15 protein-coding genes are annotated in these 24,626 nt (G+C 43.7%); 13 read left to right on the forward strand and 2 right to left on the reverse strand.

Going from position 1 to position 24,626, the window contains the following annotated elements:
- Nucleotides 1-109 precede the first annotated feature (109 nt).
- From IGI77_RS06405 to IGI77_RS06440, 8 genes are all read left to right on the forward strand, one after another.
- Entirely contained in the window at nt 110-1,144 is a 1,035-nt protein-coding gene (locus tag IGI77_RS06405; RefSeq protein WP_438769730.1) for a DUF916 and DUF3324 domain-containing protein, read from the forward strand.
- Between the two features lie 614 nt (nt 1,145-1,758).
- The gene (locus IGI77_RS06410; RefSeq protein ID WP_438769731.1) at nt 1,759-2,487 is read left to right on the forward strand and encodes a LytTR family transcriptional regulator DNA-binding domain-containing protein; all 729 of its coding nucleotides are present in this window, start codon (nt 1,759-1,761) and stop codon (nt 2,485-2,487) included.
- A gap of 27 nt (nt 2,488-2,514) precedes the next feature.
- The gene (locus tag IGI77_RS06415; protein ID WP_438769732.1) at nt 2,515-8,880 is read left to right on the forward strand and encodes a bacterial Ig-like domain-containing protein; all 6,366 of its coding nucleotides are present in this window, start codon (nt 2,515-2,517) and stop codon (nt 8,878-8,880) included.
- Nucleotides 8,881-9,139: 259 nt separating this feature from the next.
- Nucleotides 9,140-10,816 carry a potassium-transporting ATPase subunit KdpA gene (kdpA, locus tag IGI77_RS06420; RefSeq protein WP_438769733.1) on the forward strand — a complete coding sequence of 559 codons (1,677 nt, stop codon included), beginning with the start codon at nt 9,140-9,142 and terminating at the stop codon, nt 10,814-10,816.
- 12 nt (nt 10,817-10,828) lie between these two features.
- Complete coding sequence (gene kdpB, locus IGI77_RS06425; protein ID WP_005225658.1) at nt 10,829-12,859, forward strand: potassium-transporting ATPase subunit KdpB; 2,031 nt, start codon at nt 10,829-10,831, stop codon at nt 12,857-12,859.
- A 41-nt stretch (nt 12,860-12,900) separates the two neighbouring features.
- Nucleotides 12,901-13,437: a potassium-transporting ATPase subunit C gene (locus IGI77_RS06430; RefSeq protein ID WP_438769734.1), complete on the forward strand. Its 537-nt coding sequence runs from the start codon at nt 12,901-12,903 to the stop codon at nt 13,435-13,437.
- Between the two features lie 12 nt (nt 13,438-13,449).
- Complete coding sequence (locus IGI77_RS06435; protein WP_087627245.1) at nt 13,450-16,050, forward strand: sensor histidine kinase; 2,601 nt, start codon at nt 13,450-13,452, stop codon at nt 16,048-16,050.
- Between the two features lie 11 nt (nt 16,051-16,061).
- Nucleotides 16,062-16,763, forward strand: coding sequence for a response regulator transcription factor (locus IGI77_RS06440; protein ID WP_311949733.1), 702 nt, complete (start codon nt 16,062-16,064; stop codon nt 16,761-16,763).
- 273 nt (nt 16,764-17,036) lie between these two features.
- Here IGI77_RS06440 and IGI77_RS06445 read toward each other — a convergent pair whose 3' ends face one another.
- Complete coding sequence (locus tag IGI77_RS06445; RefSeq protein ID WP_438769735.1) at nt 17,037-17,468, reverse strand: GNAT family N-acetyltransferase; 432 nt, start codon at nt 17,466-17,468, stop codon at nt 17,037-17,039.
- Between the two features lie 284 nt (nt 17,469-17,752).
- On the opposite strand from IGI77_RS06445, the gene IGI77_RS06450 reads away from it, so the two are divergent.
- The gene (locus IGI77_RS06450) at nt 17,753-19,093 is read left to right on the forward strand and encodes a peptidoglycan DD-metalloendopeptidase family protein (protein ID WP_438769736.1); all 1,341 of its coding nucleotides are present in this window, start codon (nt 17,753-17,755) and stop codon (nt 19,091-19,093) included.
- A 77-nt stretch (nt 19,094-19,170) separates the two neighbouring features.
- Here IGI77_RS06450 and IGI77_RS06455 read toward each other — a convergent pair whose 3' ends face one another.
- Nucleotides 19,171-19,539: an iron chaperone gene (locus IGI77_RS06455; protein ID WP_428206399.1), complete on the reverse strand. Its 369-nt coding sequence runs from the start codon at nt 19,537-19,539 to the stop codon at nt 19,171-19,173.
- A gap of 418 nt (nt 19,540-19,957) precedes the next feature.
- Between IGI77_RS06455 and IGI77_RS06460 the strand changes: the two genes are divergently transcribed.
- The 4 genes from IGI77_RS06460 (at nt 19,958) to IGI77_RS06475 (ending at nt 24,513) form a co-directional block, all read left to right on the forward strand.
- Nucleotides 19,958-20,470, forward strand: a complete 513-nt coding sequence (locus tag IGI77_RS06460; RefSeq protein ID WP_015509419.1) for a hypothetical protein — start codon at nt 19,958-19,960, stop codon at nt 20,468-20,470.
- Nucleotides 20,454-21,809, forward strand: a complete 1,356-nt coding sequence (celB, locus tag IGI77_RS06465) for a PTS cellobiose transporter subunit IIC (RefSeq protein ID WP_438769737.1) — start codon at nt 20,454-20,456, stop codon at nt 21,807-21,809. Before IGI77_RS06460 ends, celB begins: the two co-directional genes overlap by 17 nt.
- Nucleotides 21,810-21,910: 101 nt before the next feature.
- Complete coding sequence (locus IGI77_RS06470; RefSeq protein WP_015509421.1) at nt 21,911-22,639, forward strand: GntR family transcriptional regulator; 729 nt, start codon at nt 21,911-21,913, stop codon at nt 22,637-22,639.
- Between the two features lie 788 nt (nt 22,640-23,427).
- Entirely contained in the window at nt 23,428-24,513 is a 1,086-nt protein-coding gene (locus tag IGI77_RS06475; protein ID WP_167826742.1) for a DivIVA domain-containing protein, read from the forward strand.
- Nucleotides 24,514-24,626 lie beyond the last annotated feature (113 nt).

Genomic DNA, 24,626 nt, shown 5'->3' on the forward strand with positions numbered 1-24,626 from the left:
CAGTAGTCATTGCGTAACAGTTAGCAGAAAAAAAGCAGCTTGCCTGAGCGGCTGCTTTTTATGCTAGCTGATTTTTCTTTCCTATTTTGTGTAGAAAGGATCTGACAGGATGCATCAGAAGAAAGTTCGAGGCAAAGGATTTCAGTATTGGGTAGTAAGTATTCTAACGGTCTTATTTTTCATTGGTACGAGCAGTACGGGGGCAGCAGATTCACTTGATACCTTCGATGTTCAAATCAAATTGCCAGAGTCACAGCAAGACAAAGAGCTGATGTACTATGATTTGTTGCTGGAGCCCAAGGCAGAAGAAAAACTAGCGGTCATGGTTTCCAATAAAAGCGAGCAACCAATCAATCTACAGCTATCCTTTAATCGAGCGGTCACGAATATGACGGGCGTCGTTGAGTATTCTGGGGCAAATGAGGAAGCAACGCCTTCTGCTCCATACGCGATCGAAGAACTCGTCACTTTAAGTGATGAAACTCTTTCGTTAGCCCCTAATGAGCAAAAAGAAATCACCTTGACAGTCCAGATGCCATCTGAATCCTTTGATGGGATTTTGGCAGGGGGACTATACGTCCAGCAAACCGGCAGTGAAGAATTTCAAGGAAATGTCCAAAACCTACTAGCCAGAGAAGTGGCGGTGTTGCTCCGTAACAAAGAGACCGACATCCCACCAGCGGTTCGGATTGAGGAAGCCCATCTGGAAGAAATCAATCGCCGCAATGTCATCATCGTAGCGGTGGAAAATACAGCGGCAAATTATCTTAGTAAGGCCACGCTTGCTTATGAAGTGTTTCATGATGGACAAGCAACAGCGATCAAAGGGGAAAAAGAGGTCCAATTAGCGCCCAATGCGTTAATGAATTACGCACTGCCATTAGATGGAAACGAGCTGCAATCAGGAGAGTATGAAATAAAAACGACCCTCAAAGCAGCTGATCAACAATGGCAAGGAGAGCCCACTTTCCAAGTTGAAAGGCAAGAAGCGCAAGAAAGAAACGAGCAAGATGTCAGTATTGAAGAAACCTCTTCGTCGATCCTTCTCTATTTATTGATCGGTGGTGTTTTATGTCTGATCATCGCCTATTTGATTTGGCATAATCGTAAGCTGAAGCGAGCATTGAATAAAAGTGATGATTAGCAGGTAGTGGAAATCAACGGTGGTTGCAGGAAAAGTCTACTATTATAGTAAGAAATGTTTTCAAATAGCTAAAAGCAGTACCACTCATAAAAAGAATCAGGAAAGAAAACCATTTATCATTGAGAATAAATGGTTTTTTCGTGTTCCGCACGTTTTGTTGAGAACAGTGAAGAAGAAATTTTGACATTCACCAATAGGAGGTCATGTCATCACTGATGAATAATTGTTCTTCAATCGTTGAAAGGAGAGAAGCATCCAGTGGAAAATAAATAACGTTTGTGATGTTGGGTTCTGATCGTTTTTTTCACATGAAATTATCATAAAACTTTAAATAATAATGTTTCCGCTTCCCTTAAAGTCTTTCGTAGATATTGTTAAAAAAACATAATAATTTTCTGTTGGCTACGCTTACTCCCTTATAAAAGCTTTAAGAAAACTCTTTAGCGTGTCTTTTTATCTATAATAGGTTTAGACCAATTACAGCGTCTTTTCTTACTTTGTTTTTAATTTAAACTACCTTTTTTGCATGAATGTTTCTTTAATTCGTTTGAAAGTGCAAGCAGGCATTTTTGATTAAGAATACAATTAGAAATGATGCAAAAAGGAGAATTAAGATGTCTGCAAATTTGAGCAATTTCGCTGTTTATATAGTAGATGACAACTTTTTTAATGGGAATTTGATGAAGAAAATGATTACGGAAAGTCGTGTTCCGCATTCTTTAGTGCAGATTCTTTCACCTGAAGAATTAGCCTCTTTTCTTGACGGATACCTAACAGATGTGAACGATCTCTTCTTATTTTCCATTGAAATGAAAGGATTTGATCGAAGTTTTCAATTAGCAGGAAGTTTGAGGGAACAATGCAAAAAGTGTCAAATCGCTTTTTATGGTGCCTATGCCTCCAAAATCGAAATCAAGAAGCTGAATCTTATCTGTCCTTTAGGGATCATCGATACAAAAGAAAAGGAGGTGGCAATGCAGCTAAGAAATTTATTAACGGAAGCGATCGAAGTCAAACGATCATTACTCGGAAAAAAGCACTTATTAAAAATCGTCAGTAAAAGAGAGTTGATGGTGGTTGATGCAGAAGCAATCAACTATATTACAACGATCAAAGGAGAGCGAAACCGAGTCGCTTTTCACCAAAAAAAGTCGATCGAATTCCTCGAAACTTCCTTGAAGGTGATCAAACAATTAGAGCTGCCAGAGTATTATAACGTCTTCAAATCCTACATTATCAATGCGCGACAAATCAAAATGATCGATCGAACAAACAATGTTTTGTGCTTTTTTAATGGAGAAGAGTTAGAAGTCGGGAAAAAAATCCGTAAGGCAATCAGTTAAAACTACATACATTTACTGGAGGAAAAAATGAATAAGAGAAGCAAAAGAATTCGTCATGGGATCGTTGTTACCGCACTAGGAATCACTCAAGTGATCACTCCGATCATGGCGATAGCGGAAACAACCGAACAAGAACAGACCGTCAACACGCTAGACAAATCCGATCAACTACTAGAAACGATGACTGAATCGACAAATGATGCTAACGGAAACGAAGCACAAGCAGCTGAGGATGCTGAAACAGATTATTCTTCCGAAGCGAACAAAGAGGAATCATCAGCTGGTTCAGAAAACACGGAACCAAGTGAAACGACCACATCGGCTTCCTCAAATAGAACGGAAGATTCTAGCCATGCGAGACAAGAAAGTTCTTCAACATCCGATTCAAAAGAAACCAAAGAAGAGCAACACACACCTCGTGTCAGCACGCGCATCAATGACCAAGAACTTTTGGAAAAAGGCACCCTGCTGACCATTGCTGGTGAAGAATTCAGCCGAACGGAAGAAACACGAATCTTAAACAATAGTCCAGTGAAACTGAAATTGGATTTTGAAATCAATGACAAAGATTATTTCGCTGGCACCACTGCTGTTTTTGACTTGCCGCAAGGCCTTGGCTTTAGTGATGTGCAAGGAACCAATGAAGCGATCAATGCATCGTGGGCTGTAGATAGTGCAGCTCATCAACTGATGATCACGTTTAATCAATCGGTTCATGATGCCTCTTTTTCGATCGAGTTGACTAGTTATCTATATTCAGAAGATAAGCCTCAGCTAACGATTGAGATCGGCGATCGAAACCAGACAAGCTATGCGATTGATTTGTATGAAGAGGTCGATCCGATTCAATATGTGTCAGAAAAAAATGTCTTTGGGATGGAAGGAATGGTCTACTACAATACCGATCGGACATTATCTGGAACGGAAACTCTTTCACTGAATTTGGTTGATACGCCGGGAGCTTCCTTCAAAAAGATTGAGACCCAACCGTTAAAAGTTTTCAGCTATGAGGTGGATATCAAAGGAAAGATCAAGCCAGAAACACAGACAGCATTAGTCGAAGGGACGGACTATATGATCACCTCAAATAGTCTTTACAATACTGCTGTTGAAATCAAACAGATGGACAAACAAAAGGCTTATGGGGTTTCTTATCAATTTACGATGAGCCTGACCGAGCTGACGGATTATACTGCTTCTTTTTCAAAAGGGTATCCAACGACCGGATTTGGTTCGGTACAGCTAAAACAAACAACTGCCCAAAACAGAGGGTTTTCCTTTATCGCAAAAACCAGCAAAGATGAAAAAGAAGTCGATTCTAGGTATTATATGGGGGTTGCTTCTGCCAGTTTTATGAATGGCCTTTCTAAAGGAAACTACTATGTATCAATTCATCAAATGCCGACGGAGATGAAAGCTGGTCAACAAATCATCCTTTCGAGTCAAAACGGACAGCCGATCACGGCGAAACAGTTAACAGCAAGAGATGCCTTCTATCAAAATGTGACTTTTGCGGATTATTTTTCTGTCGAAAATAACGGGGACAAACTGATTGTGACCGCTACAAAAGACAGCAATCTCACTCTTGGTTCCACGAACGTAACCGTACCCTTTGATCAGAAAGATATCATTCTTAATGTCTCGACACCGTTGATCGCCAATAGAGAATTCAAAATCGTTGAAGACAACTATGTCGAACCAATCAGTGTTCTTAATCCCAACAATGCTGAAACGGCTTGGGGAAATTATGATCAAAATGGTGCTTACATGAGTGATACTTCCATCAACATCGAAGGCAGTAACTCACAACCAATCGAAAATTTACAAATGTTTATTGAACACCCAGAGTATCTTTCTTTGAGAAAGGTACCAAAAGTCAGTTTTTACTACACATTAGGAAAAGATTATACGATTGAAGAAGTAGCAGGAGGAACGATGGTCACCTTTACGTCGCCCATTACCTATTCCGTTCAATTTGATATTGGCTTCAATTACGTGCCAGACAGTTTAGCACCGACAAAATCGATTCCTAACGATACAATTCCAATCACGATTTCCGCAACGGGACTTGACACGGTTCATACCTCCGTCTATACCGGAAGAAAACTGTATTCTGAACGCACGCTCCAAAGTAGTAAAAATCAGTTTTTAGTCAACGCGCGTCAAGATACCATCAGTGATTTGACTGTTGAAACTCATGTACCGAAAAATACCGATGTCGTGTTTTCGATCATCGATGTTTCCAATGAACAAGTCAGTGGCATTTATCCACAGTATTGGGATCGCGGTTATTATGATAACCAAGCCATGAAGGAAAGCGATCCGAATTATCCAACGATCACCCATGATGAAGAAACCAACTATTATACCTTTGATTTTGGGACGACCAATCGGCGCTACATTATTTCCTATCAATACGCCAATGGATGGCAGGAAATGAGTACGATTTATGTACCTGGTTATGCAAAAGAACCGTTATCAAATAATCAACAAGGCACAGCCACAGTTTCAGTATCCAATACGGCGACAGATATTATTGGCATTACGCAAAATACCGTCAATAATACGAAAAACATGACGCAGGTCAAGGTCACGACAAAAAATATCGATGATGGCTCGAAAAAAGTAGCAAATCCAACGATCCTTTTAAAATCGTTAGGGAACACCAATGGCGAAATCGATTTAGGATCAATCGCTGTTTCGAATGTGCCAGATGACAGCTATGAAGTCAAAGAAGTTGATGGGAACGTACAGCTTGTCTTTTCAAACTATGTTCTAACGAAAAATATCGAAATCAGTTACAATGTCCTTTCACAAAACGCCGGCCAAATCTCAGCCTCAGCCACGATCGTTTCTGATACGATCGATACCTTGTCGGAAGCCAAACGGACGGCTACCTCGACGGTGGCCAATCTGCAATTTTCGGCAGGCGATTCCAGCGGGATCATCTACAAAACCAATGCCACGCTTGATGTTTATAATACCGAAGAACCAACTGAGAAGATTGCGGGGGTTACTTTAACGCTTTGGAATCAATTGACTGGAGATATCGTTTCTGTCGTAACGGATGAAAATGGAGAATACCAATTAACTGATATTTATACGGGGAACTATACGCTTTATGTTTCCTACGTCCCAGAAGGTTACGACATACCACAGGAACTTCAGCTTGGTAAAGAGGTGCAAGTGAACCGGACGGGCAATCATCTTTCTGTCGGCATCACACCAGAAGAAGACTTGTCGACGATCGACGCCAAGGATAGCACGATCTACGTGGGAGATGAATGGCATGCTGAAGACAACTTTGTTTCAGCAACAGACAAGCATGGCAATGCGATGACCTTCTCGGAAATTACCGTCAACGGTGAGGTCGACACGACAAACGTTGGCACCTATGAGGTAAAATACATCAACGGCAGTGTTAGTCAAACAGCGACGATCACCGTGGTTGCCAACCAAGAAACGGTAGCAGCCAAAGACAGCACGTTATATGTGGGCGATGCATGGACAGCAGCTGATAATTTTCTATCGGCAACGGATAAAGACGGCAATGCAGTGACAATCGCAGAAGTGACTATCAACGGCGAAGTTGATACGGACACACCAGGAGAATACCAAGTCATTTATCGCAATGGCAAAGCTGAGGCGAAAGCGACGATCACTGTTCTAGCTGATCAAACTTCAGTTACAGCCAAAGATAGCACCTTATATGTCGGAGATGACTGGCAAGCAATCGACAACTTTGTTTCAGCCACGGACAAATCAGGAGCGAATGTACCATTTTCAAATGTGACCGTTAGTGGATCAGTTGATACTTCCAAAGAAGGTCAATATCCAGTGGTTTATCAAAACGGCAATCAAAAAGCAACAGCGACGATCACCGTGGTTGCCAATCAAGAAACAGTCGTTGCCAAGGATAGTACACTTTATGTTGGAGATTCATGGGAACTTGCGGATAATTTTGTTTCAGCAACGGATAAGAAGGGACAACCGTTAAGCTTGGCAGAAGTCACCACCAGTGGTGACGTGGATACGAAAGTACCAGGAGAATACCAAGTCATTTATCGCAACGGCAAAGCTGAAGCGAAAGCCACGATCACCGTGTTAGCTGATCAAACGAGTGTCAAAGCTAAAGACAGTACTCTGTATGTCGGCTACGATTGGGAAGCTGCCGACAACTTTGTCTCAGCCACAGACAAAACGGGAGCAAACCTACCATTTTCAGGAGTAACCGTTAGTGGCTCAGTCGATACCTCCAAAGCAGGCGAGTACCCAGTGGTTTACCAAAATGGTCATGTCAAAGCAACGGCGACGATTACGGTCGTTGCCAACCAAGAAACGGTAGTTGCTAAAGACAGTACGATTTATGAAGGCGATGACTGGCAAGCCGCCGACAACTTTGTGTCGGCAACAGATAAAGACGGCAACGCAGTAAAACTGGCTGATATCACAACAGTAGGGACAGTTGACAGCGCCACACCAGGGAAATATGAAGTGATTTATCGCAATGGCAAAGCTGAAGCGAAAGCCATGATCACCGTGTTAGCTGATCAAACGAGTGTCAAAGCCAAAGACAGTAACTTATATGTTGGTGACGAGTGGCAAGCAATCGACAACTTTGTTTCGGCAACGGATAAAACGGGAGCAAGCCTACCATTTTCAGGAGTAACCGTTAGTGGCTCAGTCGATACCTCCAAAGCAGGCGAGTACCCAGTGGTTTACCAAAATGGTCATGTCAAAGCAACGGCGACGATTACGGTCGTTGCCAACCAAGAAACGGTAGTTGCTAAAGATAGTACGATTTATGAAGGCGATGACTGGCAAGCCGCCGACAATTTTGTATCGGCAACAGATAAAGACGGTAACGCAGTAAAACTGACTGATATCACAACAGTAGGCACAGTCGATAGCGCCACACCAGGGAAATATGAAGTGATTTATCGCAATGGCAAAGCCGAGGCGAAAGCGACGATCACCGTATTGGCAGATCAAACGAGTGTCAAAGCCAAAGACAGTACTCTGTATGTCGGCGACGATTGGGAAGCTGCCGACAACTTTGTCTCAGCCACAGACAAAACGGGAGCAAGCCTACCATTATCAGGAGTAACCGTTAGTGGCTCAGTCGATACCTCCAAAGCAGGCGAGTACCCAGTGGTTTACCAAAATGGTCATGTCAAAGCAACGGCGACGATTACGGTCGTTGCCAACCAAGAAACGGTAGTTGCTAAAGATAGTACGATTTATGAAGGCGATGACTGGCAAGCCGCCGACAATTTTGTATCGGCAACAGATAAAGACGGTAACGCAGTAAAACTGACTGATATCACAACAGTAGGCACAGTCGATAGCGCCACACCAGGGAAATATGAAGTGATTTATCGCAATGGCAAAGCCGAGGCGAAAGCGACGATCACCGTATTGGCAGATCAAACGAGTGTCAAAGCCAAAGACAGTACCCTATACGTCGGCGATGAATGGCAAGCTGCCGACAACTTTGTCTCAGCCACAGACAAAGCGGGAGCAACGGTTGAATTATCAGGAGTAATCGTTACTGGTACCGTCGATACCAGTCAAGAAGGCACATACGATGTCACTTATACGAATGGAAAAGTCAGCGCCACAGCGACAATCACTGTGGTTGCTCACGAAGAAACGGTCGTAGCAAAAGATAGTACAATCTATGAAGGAGAGAAATGGCAAGCCGTCGATAATTTTGTCTCGGCATCAGATAAAAGCGGACAAGCAGTCGATTATGATCAAGTATTGATTAGCGGTACAGTCAATACTGATGTGCCTGGAAAATACCAAGTCATTTATCGAAATGGCAAAGCCGAAGCAACTGCCACGATCACCGTGTTGGCAGACCAGACCTCTGTGACTGTGAAAGATAGCGTGATTGATGTCGGTGACAACTGGACAGCAGCCGACAATTTTGTCTCCGCTACAGATCGTGACGGTAAGTCACTCGCATTGGAGCAACTGCTGGTGGACGGTTCGGTGGATACGAAGAAAACGGGCACCTATCAAGTCACTTATTCAATCGTCACTGATGAAGCAGCAACTCCTAACTTTTTCGCACGTTTATTTGGTACTCGCTCACTAGAAGCAGTCACCGCCACAGCGACGATCAAAGTCGTTGAAAAAGCAGAAGAACCAGAGGAGAACGATCAGCAGCCAGAGAAAGATGATTCTGACAAAGGGCAACAAAAACCAACGGATGAAGGGCAGACTGACAAACAAACCAAAGCGACCGCAAAGGACAAACGGGTGCTACCAAAGACTGGTACAGCCATCACTCAAGGCTATTCGATTGCAGGAGTGAGCCTTGTTGCTCTAGCGGGGATCGTCTTCTTTCGTAAGAAACACACGAACAAAAGCAGAAAAACGAAATAAGTCGCAATGACTCTAGCAGCGGATATCGTGAAGGATATCCGCTGTTTTTTTTAATACCTGCTGTATTGCGGTTTTCTTGTCCGATAAGCAGCCGTATAAAGAAGATATAAAGATGCTAGCAGAAGATTTACACTATTTTTATTTCTTTTTGCGTATGCTTACGTCATGAAGGAGTGAAGAATATGAATCTTGTTTTAGGAATAATCGGAGTGATCGTAATGATCTATCTCTTTTGGTACTTGTTTGAGGGGGAAGAACGATGAGTAGCTATTTTGTGCAAGGCTTTTTATTTTTACTGATCTTACTAGCAGCCGCGGTTCCTTTGGGCTGGTATATCAAAGAAATCATGCAAGGAAAAACACCGCGGTTTGTCCGCTTTATTCAACCCATTGAACGGTTGACCTATCGAGTGATTGGTTCGGTCAGCAAAAAAGAAATGACCGCCAAAACCTATCTATTGTCCGTCTTGGCCGTCAGTGTCTTTTCCATCATCGGCTTGACCGGATTATTGATGGTTCAGCACTGGTTACCGCAAGGGGCAGCCGTTGAGAATATGTCCTTTGACTTAGCATTGAACACAGCCGTCAGTTTTGTGACGAACACGAACTGGCAAGCTTACGCTGGGGAAGAAGCACTGACCAATCTTTCCCAAGCATTAGGATTAACGGTGCAAAATTTCTTATCAGCGGCAGTAGGACTAGCCGTATTGTGTGCCTTGATTCGTGGGCTGCAGCAAAAGCAAAAACGTACGGTAGGGAATTTTTGGCAAGACGTCACCCGTTCCTTGCTCTATATCCTTTTGCCACTTTCATTGATGTTAGCGATCTTGCTCCTGTCTCAAGGCGTTGTCCAAACGTTGAGCAGCGGCGTGGAAGTCAATGGATTTGAGGGGGAATCCTTTTGGATGGCGCTCGGACCAGTAGCGAGTCAAATCGCCATCAAGCAATTAGGGACCAACGGCGGCGGTTTCTTTGGCGCCAACGCTGCTCATCCATTTGAAAACCCAACGATGTTCAGTAATTTTTTAGAAAACTTAGCGATCTTGTTGCTGCCAGCTGCTTTGATTTTTGCCTTTGGCTTTTGGATCAAAGAGTGGAAACAAGGACGTACGATCTTGATCACCGCAACCGTCTTTTTGATCCTAGCTTTTATTGGCGTAGTGATCAGTGAAGCTTATGGACCGCAATTCAGTCAAGTGCTTGGGAATGCCAATCTAGAAGGCAAAGAAGTACGTTTCGGTGTCGGTTGGTCGAGTCTCTGGGCAGTGAGTACCACCGCCGCTTCCAGTGGATCAGTCAATGCCATGCTAGATAGTTTCACACCACTCGGGGGTGCGATCCCAATGTTCTTGATGCAGCTGGGGGAAATCATCTTTGGCGGTGTCGGTAGCGGGCTTTATGGCATGATCGCTTTTCTATTATTGACGGTCTTTATCGCTGGTTTATTAGTCGGACGAACACCCGAATATATCGGCAAAAAAATCGAAGCCTTTGACATTAAAATGACGAGTATCGTTATTTTGACGCCATTGCTACTGACGCTTTTCGGGGCTATGTTGATGACCTTGCACCCTGACATCATGAGCTGGCTAACCAACCAAGGCGCCCATGGCTTTAGCGAACTGTTGTATGCAGCAACTTCGTTTAGCAACAACAACGGGAGTGCCTTTGGCGGCTTGACCGCAGATACTGTTTTCCTGAATAGTTTGGGTAGTATCTTGATGTTCGTTTCACGTTTCGTTCCCATCGCAGCCATCTTGTATCTGGCAGAAAACATGGGGGCCAAAAAGAAAACCGTTCGTAATGAAGGAACCTTGTCAACCACGAGTCCAGTATTTGTCACGATGCTGATCATTGTGATCATCGTGATCGGTGCACTGAGCTTTTTACCAGCGATGGCTTTAGGTCCAATCGCAGACTTCTTTACAACGAAATAGGAGAGAGAAAAAATGAAAAAAATCTATCAATGGGCGATCGGCGAATCCTTTAAGAAATTGGACCCTCGCCAACAAATCAAAAACCCCGTAATGTTTGTGGTTTACTTAGGGGCGATCTTGACAACGATTTTATGTTTTCAAGAACAAACGGTCCCGTTGTGGTTTAGTATCAGTGTGACCGTCTTCTTATGGTTGACCTTGTTGTTTGCCAATTTTGCCGAAGCAGTGGCAGAAGGGCGCGGCAAAGCACAAGCGGATAGTTTGAAGCAAGCCAAAAAAGAAATCATGACCTACAAAGTCATGTCCCTGGAAGATGTCGCCAAGGAGGCTTTTATCGAAGTCCGATCCTCCGATTTGAAAAAAGGCGACTTGGTTTACGTTCCTTCTGGCGAACAAATTCCTGCCGATGGGGATGTCGTGGAAGGTGCTGCTTCGGTGGACGAAAGTGCCATCACAGGAGAATCAGCCCCTGTCATTCGTGAGTCTGGCGGCGACCGCAGTGCAGTCACGGGAGGGACGTTAGTCGTTTCCGATTACTTGGTCATCAAAGTGACCGCTGAAAATGGTCATTCTTTTTTGGATAAGATGATTGCGATGGTGGAAGGGACACAGCGGAAAAAAACACCCAATGAGATTGGCTTGCAGCTGTTCTTAGTGACACTGACCATCATCTTCTTGGCAGTTTCCATCACATTGATTCCTTTTACCGATTTTAGCAGTCAGTTATCTGGTCGGGGAACGGCGATTTCCAGTGTGATCGTGATCGCTTTACTGATTTGTCTTGCACCGACCACGATCGGCGCCTTGATTTCCTCGATTGGGATTGCTGGAATGAGTCGTTTGACCAAAGAAAATGTCATCGCCATGAGTGGACGCGCGATTGAAGCAGCAGGAGATGTGGATGTTTTGCTGCTGGATAAAACAGGAACCATTACTCTGGGAAACCGCCGTGCCAGTGAGTTCTTGCCGGTACCGGGGGTCACCGCCAAAGAGTTGGCAGATGCAGCGCAGTTGGCATCTTTTGCCGATGAAACGGCGGAAGGCCGCAGTATCGTGATTTTAGCCAAAGAAGCCTTCAATATTCGTGAACGGGAATTTCAGCAAGCCGATGTTCATTGGATCGATTTTAGTGCCAAAACACGGATGTCTGGGATCGACTATCGTGGTGATGAGATCCGTAAAGGAGCTGCGGATACGATCAAGCAATATGTGACGGCAAAAGGGCAGACCTATCCCACTGCGTGTGACGAGATCGTAGAAAAAGTCGCTAAGGCTGGTGGAACCCCATTGGTCGTAGTAAAAAATGGCCAGGTACTTGGAGTCGTTTATTTAAAAGACATCGTGAAAAACGGCGTCAAAGAAAAATTTGCCGACATGCGCAAGATGGGCATCAAGACGATCATGATCACTGGGGACAACCCCTTGACGGCAGCTGCTATTGCCGCCGAAGCGGGCGTCGATGATTTCTTAGCCGAAGCAACACCAGAAAACAAAATGAACCTGATTCGCGAATATCAGGAAAAAGGGCATTTGGTGGCGATGACGGGGGATGGAACCAACGATGCACCCGCACTCGCCCAAGCCGATGTGGCAATGGCGATGAACACTGGTACGCAAGCAGCCAAAGAAGCGGGCAATATGATCGACCTTGATTCCAGCCCTACCAAATTACTGCAAGTAGTCCAAATTGGTAAACAGCTGCTGATGACCCGTGGGGCATTGACGACCTTTAGTATCGCGAATGATATCGCCAAATATTTCGCAGTGATCCCTGTTCTGTTTTATGCGATTTATCCAGAACTCGCAGCGCTGAATATCATGAATCTTGGTAGTCCCTTAACTGCGATTTTGTCCGCAGTCATCTACAATGCAGTCGTGATCATCGCCTTGATCCCTTTGGCGTTAAAAGGGGTCAAATACCAAGAAAAACCAGCCAGCCAAATGCTGCGGCACAATCTGGTCGTCTACGGCCTAGGCGGCATCATCGCACCATTCATTTGCATCAAGCTAGTAGATTTGCTTTTGTCAGCTGTTCTGCTATAAGAAAAATCCATCAGAGTCAAGGAGTCATTTAGGAGGAAAACATGATGAAGAACACCCTCTTTGCAAGTATCAAATTTTTACTAGTTAGTACCGTGCTATTTGGCGGTCTCTATACATTGTTGGTCACTGGTGTCGGACAAGTCTTTTTTGCCCATCAAGCCAACGGCAGTCAAATCGTGGAAGACGGAGCGGTCAAAGGATCTGAGCTGCTTGCGCAACCCTTTGACCAAGCAGGTTACTTCCAAGGGCGTGATCAAACCGTTTCACAATTGTCGCCCTATGATACGACCCAAAAAAAGACTGTAGCTGAGCGGACAGCGGCGTTGCTGGCAGAAAATCCAACCCAAACCAGTGTGCCGATCGATCTCGTGACCGCTTCGGGTAGTGGCGTCGATCCTGATATCAGTGTCGAAGCGGCACTTTTTCAACTACCGCGGATCGCTGACACAAGAGGCATCGATGAACAAACAATTCATGATATAATAAACAGGAATAAAGTAGCTGATTTGTTCTCCACGAGAGAATACGTCAATATCATGACCTTGAATCAGCAGCTCAATCAATTACCCGAGGAATAGGGGGAAGCATCTATGAGTGAAAACAACCAGCAGACGATCCCAGAAGAGATGCTGCTGCAAGCAGGCTTTGGACCTAAACGTGGCAAACTACGGGTGTTTTTCGGTTTTGCTGCCGGTGTCGGAAAAACCTATACGATGTTAACCGAAGCCCATGAGTGTTTGCTCATGGGCAAAAATGTGGTGATCGGCTATATCGAACCCCACAAACGTCCCGATACCAATCGATTGCTTGAAGGGTTACCACAAGTACCATTAAAGCAATACCAGCACAAGCAATTGACTCTTTATGAGCCAGATATCGATCGACTGATCCAACTAAAACCAGATATCGTCTTGATCGATGAGTTGGCACATACCAATCCCATTGGTGCCCGAAACAAAAAACGTTACCAAGATGTCGATGAATTATTGAATGCAGGAATCACCGTCTACACGACCATCAATGTCCAACATATCGAAAGTCTCAATGATATCGTGGAAAAGGTCACGGAAGTGGAAGTCAGAGAAACAGTCCCCGACACCTTTTTCCAACACGCCAGCTTGCGGGTAGTGGATGTTGAACCAGACGAACTGATCGATCGATTGGAACAAGGCAAAATCTATGCCGACGAAAATGCCAAACGAGCGCTAAAAAATTTTTTTACGCCAGAAAAACTTGATCATCTGCGGGGATTAGCGATCCAAAAAGCTTCCAATCATATCAATCAAATGAACGGCGGTCGAAAACGAGTTCAAAGCAAGCTTTTGACGATCATTGATGATCGCTTGCCGAAAATGGCAGAAAAATGCATTCGTTGGACCGCTCGCTTAGCCCAAGGAGTCGGTGCCGAATGGACGGTCATCCAAGTTCGATCGTTAGATGATACACCTACCGAAGTGCCGTTGGCAGAGCGTTTGGGTGCAGAAGTCATCAACATTGAAGCGGATGACAGTTTTGAAACCATCGTAGAGTATGCCAAAATGACGGGTGCCAGTGACATTATCATGGGGAAACAGGTTTCTCAAAAGTGGTTCCAAAAATTGTTTGTCGAGGATTTAGAAGACCGCTTGATTCGCCGCCTTGATGACATCGAGATCCATTTGATTCCTTTTAAAGAAAAAATGCAGCGACCACGGCTGACGTTTTCGCAATTATTTGAAGGCGGCGGTCGAGATTTCACCTTGACCTTTGGGCTGATCATGCTCGCCACCTTAGTGACAGAAGGCATGCAGTATCTGCATTTCGGCGAGCAGAACTTGATGCTGGTCTACATCTTTTTTGTTCTCTTAGTGGCCCGTTACACGAGTGGCTATCTATGGAGTGCCATGGCATCGATCATTAGTGTCCTTTCTTACAACTGGTTCTTTGTCGAACCCTTGTATTCCTTGACGGTCTATAAAGCAGGTTATCCAATCACATTAGTGATCATGCTGATCGTTGCCTTGATGATCAGTAACTTGATGGTTCGATTGAAGACCCAAGCAGAAAATGCCAAGGAAAAAGAGCATCAAATGGAGATATTGTATGAACTGAACAAACAATACATGGAAACGCGGAATGAGCAAGAAATCTATGAAAGTACGACCACCTATTTGGCACGCTTACTCCAGCGAGAAGTGGCGTTATATGACAGAGAAGGCCACTTGAGAAGTCTGCATTCTTCAAGAGAAACACTGTCTCAACTGACTGGCAAGGATGAGAAAGCCGTCGCTTTTTGGGTCGTGAAAAATCAAAAAGAAGCTGGTCGCGGCACAGATACTCTGATTGGTGCCAATGGGTTCTACTTGCCGATCGTTTTAAACGGCAAACCACTAGGCGCCCTTGGGGTAGAACGCAACGAGGAACATCAGTTGGCCAATAGTCAATTGAATTACTTGCGCCTTGTGATCACCCAAATCGCGACCGTGTTGGAACAAGTCTCATTAGCGAGTGAGAAAGAACAGATCCAATTAGAAAACGAACGGGAAAAAGTCCGCAGCAATCTACTACGTGCGGTCTCTCATGACTTGCGGACCCCCTTGACGACGATTTCTGGCATTGCCGAAACATTGAGTGAAACCGAAGGCGTGATCAAAAAGGAAACGAAACAAAAGCTGCTAGGAGACATCCAAAGTGAATCCCAGTGGTTGATCCGCATGGTTGAAAACTTATTGTCGGTGACCCGCATCAACTTGACCAATATGGCGGTCAAGCGCAGTGAAGAACCAATCGAAGAAATTATTGAAGCGGTTTTGACACACCTAAAGAAAGTCTATCCGCAACAAAAAATCATCGTGAAGATGCCTGATCAGCTGATTTTTGTCCAAGTCGATCCCATCTTGATCGAACAAGCCTTGTTTAATTTGATTGAAAATGGGGTTCGCCATGGAACCGCCGATACACCGATTTTCTTGCGAGTTTCTCAAGAGCAAGAAGTGGTCATTGAAATCGAAAACCAAGGGGAGATCCCTTTAGGACAATACCAAAAAATCCAAGCGAATTTGACCAATGACACCGAAGTGCCGGTGGATTCAAAAAATGGATTAGGTATCGGACTGAGTATCGTCAAAACCATCATCCATGCCCATGAAGGCAAATTGGCGATCGAAACGAAAGCAGGCAGTACGATCTTTCGTATTTATTTAAAGCAGTAAGGAGGGAGAACATGCAGCGACATTTTTTATTGATTGAAGATGATTCGAATATTGTTGATTTTATGGAGGTCGTCTTGCAAAGAGAGCATTACAACTTTACGTCAGTCGGCACTGGCATGGAGGCATTGATGCTCTTGCAGGAAGAAACCATCGACTTCATCTTACTGGATCTGGGCTTACCGGACATTGACGGTATGGAGCTGTTGAAAATCATTCGTAAGCGCATGAACACACCGATCATCGTGATCTCTGCTCGTAAAGATGAACAAGACAAAGTGCAAGCATTAGACCTCGGTGCCGATGATTATGTAACGAAGCCCTTCAGTACCAATGAGTTATTTGCCCGCATTCGCACGGCACTACGGCACAAGGAGACAGCTGCCTTTAGCAGCAGCCCAATTCTCGTAAACAAGGAGTTAACGATCGATTTTGAGAAAAAAATCCTGTACAAGAATCAAAATGAGATCCATTTGACCAAAAACGAATACCGCATCATGGCAGTTATGTTCAAGAATTTAGGCAAAGTCGTCACTTACGATACCCTGACTAGCGAAGTCTGGGGACCTTTTGCAGCGGATGCACAAACTTTGCGAGTCAATATCTCAAACATTCGCAAAAAAATCGAAACCAATACGCTGCAGCCAGAATATTTGATCACTGAAATCGGCGTCGGGTATCGCTTGCGGGAGTATCCAGCAGAGCCTTCTGAATAAATTCGTTTCAACAGAAGACAGACGCCTCCTAATTGATAGGAGGCGTCTGTCTTCATACTTTATACCATAAGAATGCACGGATAGTAGTATCCCAGTGGTGAAGGAGTTACAAGAGGGGGAAACCAATCAATCCTGTCGCTTGTTTAAATTTTTGACATTTGTTCTATATTTATTGCTGGGAAATAGGTTGTTTGATCAGTCATACTTTTTTATTAAATAGTTTCCAAAAGGATAGTTAACTAACAAGTACAAAAAATTGGAAAAAAAGCAGCATCAACGATGCCACTCCATGGTGTTTTCGATTTCATTGGTATCAGAATCCACTTGTTCAGAAACGATGGTAAAGCCATGTTTGAGATAAAACGCAATAGCAGCTGTATTTTTTTGGTAGACGTTCAGAGTCAGCTTCTCGTGTTCTGCTTGTACTTTTTGTAAAAGCTGCTTGCCAATGCCGTGGGCACGATAGTCTTTCAAAACGAAAATACCAGCGATATATTCATCCAACATCCCGATGAAGCCGACAGGCTGATCATCCACCGAATAGGTGTAGATAAGGGCATCGGCAAAGGCTTTTTTCACAAAGTCATAGTTATCTTGCCAATGGGCAGCTGAAATAAAGTCATGGGCATCCAAATTGCTTTGCAGCCAAATCTGGGCGATAGTTTCTAACTCAGAATCGGTAAATTGGGTCACTTGTTGTATCATGAGAACCTCCGTTTTTTTATTCAGTATAGCATAGGTCCACTGCTGATTACTGCAAATCGCGGCATTTTCGTAGGCAATCGGACAGGAGATCAACCAATTGATAAGTAACGAAGGTTAAATGACGAAGAAAAGCAATCTTTTTCGTTGAAATATTCTAACAATTTTGTTTCAGCTAGATGTCAATTTCTTGCAGCCAGATGTTATTTGTGTGAAAACAGCCCCAAGAGTGACATCTTTCGGTATGCTAAAGAAAGCGATAAGACACATCTAGTTAAGGAGAAAAAATGAAGAAGACACTTTTGGTTGCAAGTTCACTTGTTTTGCTGACGCTGCCTGTCGTGACGGTATCCGCAGACAGCTTTGATCAGAAGATCCAGCAGCAAAATGAAAAAATCAATGACATAAAAAATGAATCCACCTCATTAGAATCGCTGAAACGATCTACAGAGGTAGAGATTCAATCGATTGAAGGAGAAATCCAAGCAATCCTACAAAAGAAAACGGCGACGGAAGAAGAAGTCAATGCCTTGGCACAAGAGATCCAAGTCCTTGAAGAGAAAATCATCAAGCGCACAGAAGTACTGGCGAATCAAGCGCGTGACATTCAAACGTCGGAACCTTCCAATCGTTTGTTCCAAAAAATCGTTGACGCTGAATCCATCGGAGAAGCTATTCAACGGGCGATCGCTTCAGTAACGATCATGAATGCCAGCAACAGCATCGTCGAACAACAGCAAGAAGATATCGCAACGAGCCAGAAATTGGAAAAAGAGTTGCAGGAACAATTGGTTGCGATCGAAGAGCAGTCAAACGCATTGCAAGGAAAACAAGCGGAATTAGCTGATGTCAAATTGAATCAAGAAGTTGCACTAGCAGACCTTGCCCTGGCGTTGAACACCGAAGAAGAGAAAAAAGACCAATTGGAAGCGGACAAAGCAGAAGCACAACGGCAAAAAGAAGCAGCGTTGAAGCAACTGGCTGAACAAGAAGCACAAGAAGCAAAAGCGCGCAAAGAAGCAGAAGAAGCAGCCAAACGTCAGCAAGCAGCAGAAGCCAAGTCAGCTGAAACCGCCGAAAGTCCTGCCGTTCAACAAGCAGCAGTGGCAGCAGCCCAGCCGAAGACGGAAGCCGCAGTGGCGCCAGAAACATCGGTGTCGTCAGAAAAAACTGCAGCTACGCCTGCACCTGTGCAGCAAGCAGCTGAGCCAAAGGAACAAGCAAGCACAGGTGGATGGCAAATGCCAGTCGATTCGGTTCATATTTCGAGTCGTTTTGGGTATCGAACAGATCCAACAGGTGCATCAGGAAATCAACATAATGGCATCGACTTTACTGGGGGCACAGGAACGCCGATCTATGCGATCCAAGCAGGCGAAGTCGTTGAAGCGGGCTATGGTCCGTCAACTGGTAACTATGTGATCATCAAACATGCCAATGGCGTTTACAGCTACTACATGCACTTTAGTACGCTGCCAGCTGTTTCGGTCGGACAAAGCGTCTCAGCTAGACAATATGTTGGCGGTATGGGAACGACTGGGAATTCAACTGGCGTCCATCTACATTTAGGGATGTCAACAAGCTTATGGTCTGGATTCTTTGATCCGGCGCCAGAATTAGGCTTATAATAGTCAGAAAAACCGCAGAAGCGAACCAGCTTCTGCGGTTTTTTGGGTTGCTCTTCTTTTACGAAGTCTCGATTGGCTCAGCGCCAAAAGCGGGTCATCTCCGCTTTGTCTTTCAGGTTGAAAGCAATCATGTCCTCAATCAATCCTTGATCGATCGGCTCAGTCCACTTGATGCGAAAAATGTTATCCGTATGGCTGTAACCGGCGTTTTCAATGGCATCGGCAAACTGTTCAAGACACTTGGTTTCAGGGGAGACAGAAAAATGCGGTTTTGAAACGCTGAAACCGATAATAAAGGTCTCATGGGCGGTGAACATCGGCTGATTCCACTTGATGACTGGAACGAGGTCAGGAAATTTCTTGGTAATAGCGGCAAATAAGGCACGCAGTTTTTCTTGCTTTACTGGCTCTTCAATGCTGGTTAAGTAAGTTTCTAATACATCCATTGGGAGGATCTCCTTTCGTTTTAAGGAACGAGTACAGGGAATGTCGATCACTAAAAATAACGCGTGTTCGAAATCAAACATTTTGTTACTTAGAGTGTACTGTAAAGTTAGCAAGTTTACAAACCTGTTGCCTTGTTTGGGGGATAAAGCCTTCAGGAACAAACACTGTTTGCAAAAACGAATGCTAAAAATAACTTTTTTCTACTCGAACAAAAGCCAAGAGTCAGGAACATTCCCTCATTATCCTGCAAGGTTCCTTGAGATTAGCTTAACTTTTCAGAAATAACGAATGAAAAAGCAGATTATTTTCAGAGAACACTTTCAAAAAGAAATCGGTTGCATTCAACAAGAATTCTGCTAGAATATAACTTGTTCGAACAAGTTGTTGAGCGAAAGCAAAACGAAAGGAGGAGGACTTGTGACCAAAAGGAAACCGGTAACCCAAGCAGCCAAGAAAGAATATGCAAACAAAAGTATGCGGTTTAATCGTTTTTTACTTTTTCGTTATATGACTGCGATCTTTTTCTTTGTCAATCTTTATTGGACCCTATTGAGTCTGTCTCAATGGACATGGGCTGGTTTGATTCCCATTGCCTTATTGATCGTTGATGGACTTATACTTATTGAACAAACTCAAAAATATTGGCAGCAATCGAATCGTTTACTGGTGACAAAGATCGGTTATTGGCTCCAATTCGGCGTCAATCTCATTGCAATTTTTGGTATTTTGATCGGGCAGCAAGCAACGTTGATTCCTTTTATGAATCAATCGGGTAGAGGGATCTTACTTGCCTTGTTTTCTGTCGGCATGATGGCGTGTTTGTTCATTCAGCGTAAAGCGTGGTTGATCGAGCATGACCGCGACAAATATTTCACGTATTTGACTACATTTGAAACTCAAGGAGGAACAGTCAATGGATTCAGAAAATAACAAAATGTTTGCCTTCTTGGACCGCTACTTAATGGGTCCAATGGGGAAAATCTCACAATTACGGATCGTTCGTGGGGTCATGGCAGCCGGGATGGCGTCGATTCCTTTCACTATCGTAGGATCGATGTTCTTGATCATCAGCGTTTTGCCACAAAGTTTTCCTGTATTAGAGGGCATTTGGAGTACATCATTTGATAAAGTAGTTAATCTCTATATGCTGGGTAACACTGCAACAATGGGGATTTTAGCACTATATTTTTGTATTGTTTTTGGATATGAGTATACTAAGATTCAAGCACAAGAAGAAAAACTTGTTTTAAGCCCAGTCAATGGAGCATTACTTTCTATGATGGCGTTCTTTATGTGCTTGCCGCAATTAGTTTTTGAAGGCGGTATGGCAACACTAGTCAATGTGATTTCTGATGACCAAAAAATCATCGATGGCTGGGAAATGGCTGGCGGCGTTACTCGTTTAGGAACAACTGGGATCTTTACAGCGATTATCATGGCGATCATTGCCGTAAAAATTTATGCGTTCTGTGTGAAACGCAATATTGTCATTAAAATGCCTGACACAGTGCCAACAGGAGTATCTTCCTCTTTTACGGCATTGATTCCAACGGCACTGACTTCATTAGCTGTGATCATTATCAATGGTGCATTAGTCGCAATGGGCACAGATATTTTCAAAGTCATTGCGATTCCGTTTAGTTTCGTGACGCAATTGACCAGTACCTGGATCGGACTGCTTGTTATCTACTTCTTCATGCATGCACTATGGATCGTCGGTATTCATGGGGCAACGATCGTGACCTCATTCTTGACGCCAATCGTGTTGTCAAATATGGTGGAAAACCAGAATGGTGCCAACATTGCCTTTGCGGGTGAATTTAACAACAGTTTTGTTACGATCGGTGGTTCAGGAGCGACGTTAGGAATGGTGATTTTCATCGCTTTCTTTGCAAAATCAGCGCAGTTAAGTGCTTTAGGAAAAGCAGCGATCGTGCCATCCTTCTTCAATATCAATGAACCGATTTTATTCGGGATGCCAGTGGTATACAACCCGTACACAGCGATCCCATTTTTCTTAGCACCAATGGCTTCAATGTCCGTTGCTTATTTTGGCATCAACTTAGGCTTTGTTAACCCACCGATTGCTCAAGTAGCGTGGCCGACCCCAATTGGATTATCTGGCTTTATTGGTTCAGGTGGTGACTGGCGTGCCTTTGTCTTAGCAATCATCTGTGCAGTCGTTGCTTTCTTGATTTGGTTCCCATTCATCAAAATGTATGATGGCAAATTATACAAGGACGAACAAGCAAACGCAACGAAGGCATAATCAATCCGTTTTTTTGATAAGCCGGCTATGAAAAATAGCTGGCTTTTTTTACGCCAAAGATGATAATAGTAGTAGAGAATCCGAAGGAAAGGAGTAGGCAAATGACGAAACTCAGTATTGAAGACTTAGCAGCGGAATTGATCAGAAAGATCGAAGCGGGTGACATAGGAAATGAGCAGGGGAAGATGCCTAGTGAACGAGAGCTTTTGGCGATTTATCCAGTTTCTCGTTATACGTTACGTCAAGCCCTCAATAAATTGAGCAAGATGGGCTGGATCTACCAGATGCAAGGCCGCGGCTCGTATATTCGCTTTCAAAACAACCAAAAACCGGCCATTGAACAAGGTGATCTTGGCTTCAATGAAGACTTGACACGGGGCGAGAAAAACATTCGAACGGTCAAAGCCTCAAAGCGGCTGGTCAAAGTATCAGAGGCGCTGTTTCTTCCAAGTCAAAAACAATTTGCGAAAGATCAACACTTTATCGAAGTCCAACGTTTTCGCACATTAGATGACAAACCCTATTTGATTGAACGTTCCTATTATATACCTGAAATCGTGGGGGAGATCTCCGAAACAATGATGGAGGGGTCAATGTTCCAAGCTTTGGCAGAAGAAAAACAACTGACAGTCGCCTTCATCGACAAGTTCATCCAAAGTAAACCGCTATCACAGGAACAAGCTGCGTTTTTTCATCTAGAAGAAGGCATGCCCGCACTGATCGTACGAGACGACAGCTATCTGAGAAATGGGGAGCTATTAGCCTTTTCGATGATCCATTATGATTATCGGATGGCGACATTATACATGCATAAAAAGTTGTTCGTTTAAAGAAAACTGATTTTCAAGAAACGGTTCTTTCTTTTTTTGAAGGCAAGTGAAAAGCAGCCCATTAGGGAGAAAAAAACTTACAGTTGCGGAGCAGCGGACTGGAACTTGCTTTCAAACTGAGAAAAAAGGGATCGCTTCCAATGGATGAAAGATGACTGAGCAGTAAAACTATATAATAGGTAAAGAATCGATCAGCGACCTTGGCTTATAAGGACGCTGATTTTTTTGTGGGGATTGATCAGCGGTTAAGAAGGCGTGATTGTTGATTCAAGATAAAGATCGTTTAAAGAAGACCATTCGTTTCCTTAATACGAGATATTTTGCTCATTTTTTAACAATATCATGTGGATAATCGGCTTGCTCTGACAAATATTTCATCAAGTGAAGAAATATCTGATTTTTCAATCTGTTTTTGCTTTGATACTATCAAATAGACAACAGATGTTCTGCGAACGGAAGCCGTCTTTTCGTTTAATGGCTATTTTATTGAGAAACAGGCCGATTCACTTACTTGATTTCTATCTTCCAAAATAATTGGAGATCGTGGAAATGATGGGATGTGGTGGTTTTTGCTTTCTTTTTTGAGCGAATGACGGCAAGAAGGAAACGGACATCACTGCTCAAAAGGTCACAGCAGAAACGTCAGCTCGTTTGAAAGAACGACCGCGGATAGAACAGCCAAAGTGCAAACTTTCACGAAAGTAGACGTTCAAGCAGACCCATTTGTAGACACACTAAATTGTTCAACGAATCAAATCATCGATGAGTGAGGAATCAGGAGGGGTAACATGGCATTATTTCGCAAAAAGAAAGATGAAGAAACTTACGAAGGCGTTCATGTCTACGACGAGGAATATGATGAAGAAGAGTACGACGAAGACGAGTACGATGATGAAGAATATGATGACGATGAGTACGACGATGAAGAATATGATGACGACGAGTACGAGGATGATGAGTACGAGGAAGAGGAATATGAGGAAGATGAGTATGAAGATGATGCCCAAGAAGAGCTACTGGCATTAGAAAATACCGTTTCACAACTGACCAAAACCGTCGAACATTTGACCAAGCAATTGGAAAACAAACAAGAATCCATCAATCGGATGGCTTCACAAGCGACGCAACAAGAAAGTATCATTTATGAAAACAAGCAACTGCAAATGCGTTACAACGAGTTACAGCAGCAGTTAAAAGAAGCAGAACGTCAACAAGAAGCCCTCAAAACCAATTATGAGCAGGAAATTGAGCAGTTGACAAGTCAAGAAGACGAATTGATCGAAGTAGAAGAAGAACTCGAACAATTGCGTCAAAGAGAAGATGAACTGCTAAAAGAATTAGAAGAGAAAAGCAAGCAAGTCCAAGCTTTTGAAGAAAAAGCGATTCATTTAGAAGAAAAAGCAGCGATTATCGAAAACTACAAATTAAAAGAAGTCGAAAGCATGCGGCGGATCACTTCGCTTGAAAATGAAAATCAACAGTTGAACTTGCGCTTGCAAGAAGCGGAAGCGAAATATCGGGATCTTGAACGTTCAAGAGTCGAACAACTGGCAGATAAGAATGTTTTACAGCGTGACTTGGAACGTGAACTGGCTAAGGTCGAACAAATGAAGGACGAGCTGGCGACGATTTTGATCGAAGCAAAAGAAAAAGCACGGGAAACCGCTGCTGAAGCAGAACTGGAAGCCGACAGAAGACGTCAAGTGGCGGAAAATGAAGCTCACAAAATCATTTCAGAAGCATCGATGGAAGTGATGAAAATCCGTCAAGAGATCAAGCAATACCAAGAACGACTTACGGCGTTTCATCATGAGTCGAAAGGGTTGTTTGAGCAGTTGATCCAGCATAGCAAAGTGTTGAATCTTCCAGACTAAAAAGAAGGTTATGAGTCGGAATAGACGAAAAGGTCTGCTGAATAATTTCCGAGAGCGACACGACAAAGGAGGGAAACCCACTAGGACCATACATGCTGTATAAGAAATCACGA

The sequence above is a fragment of the Enterococcus sp. DIV0213h genome, assembly GCF_051711285.1.
GTDB lineage: Bacteria > Bacillota > Bacilli > Lactobacillales > Enterococcaceae > Enterococcus_D > Enterococcus_D casseliflavus.

Bases quoted from the DNA above. Each gene is read 5' to 3' on its own strand.
- IGI77_RS06405 (WP_438769730.1), top strand. From the start codon at position 110: ATGCATCAGAAGAAAGTTCGAGGCAAAGGATTTCAGTATTGGGTAGTA.
- IGI77_RS06410 (WP_438769731.1), top strand. From the start codon at position 1,759: ATGTCTGCAAATTTGAGCAATTTCGCTGTTTATATAGTAGATGACAAC.
- IGI77_RS06415 (WP_438769732.1), top strand. From the start codon at position 2,515: ATGAATAAGAGAAGCAAAAGAATTCGTCATGGGATCGTTGTTACCGCA.
- kdpA (WP_438769733.1), top strand. From the start codon at position 9,140: ATGAGTAGCTATTTTGTGCAAGGCTTTTTATTTTTACTGATCTTACTA.
- kdpB (WP_005225658.1), top strand. From the start codon at position 10,829: ATGAAAAAAATCTATCAATGGGCGATCGGCGAATCCTTTAAGAAATTG.
- IGI77_RS06430 (WP_438769734.1), top strand. From the start codon at position 12,901: ATGATGAAGAACACCCTCTTTGCAAGTATCAAATTTTTACTAGTTAGT.
- IGI77_RS06435 (WP_087627245.1), top strand. From the start codon at position 13,450: ATGAGTGAAAACAACCAGCAGACGATCCCAGAAGAGATGCTGCTGCAA.
- IGI77_RS06440 (WP_311949733.1), top strand. From the start codon at position 16,062: ATGCAGCGACATTTTTTATTGATTGAAGATGATTCGAATATTGTTGAT.
- IGI77_RS06445 (WP_438769735.1), bottom strand. From the start codon at position 17,468: ATGATACAACAAGTGACCCAATTTACCGATTCTGAGTTAGAAACTATC.
- IGI77_RS06450 (WP_438769736.1), top strand. From the start codon at position 17,753: ATGAAGAAGACACTTTTGGTTGCAAGTTCACTTGTTTTGCTGACGCTG.
- IGI77_RS06455 (WP_428206399.1), bottom strand. From the start codon at position 19,539: ATGGATGTATTAGAAACTTACTTAACCAGCATTGAAGAGCCAGTAAAG.
- celB (WP_438769737.1), top strand. From the start codon at position 20,454: ATGGATTCAGAAAATAACAAAATGTTTGCCTTCTTGGACCGCTACTTA.
- IGI77_RS06470 (WP_015509421.1), top strand. From the start codon at position 21,911: ATGACGAAACTCAGTATTGAAGACTTAGCAGCGGAATTGATCAGAAAG.
- IGI77_RS06475 (WP_167826742.1), top strand. From the start codon at position 23,428: ATGGCATTATTTCGCAAAAAGAAAGATGAAGAAACTTACGAAGGCGTT.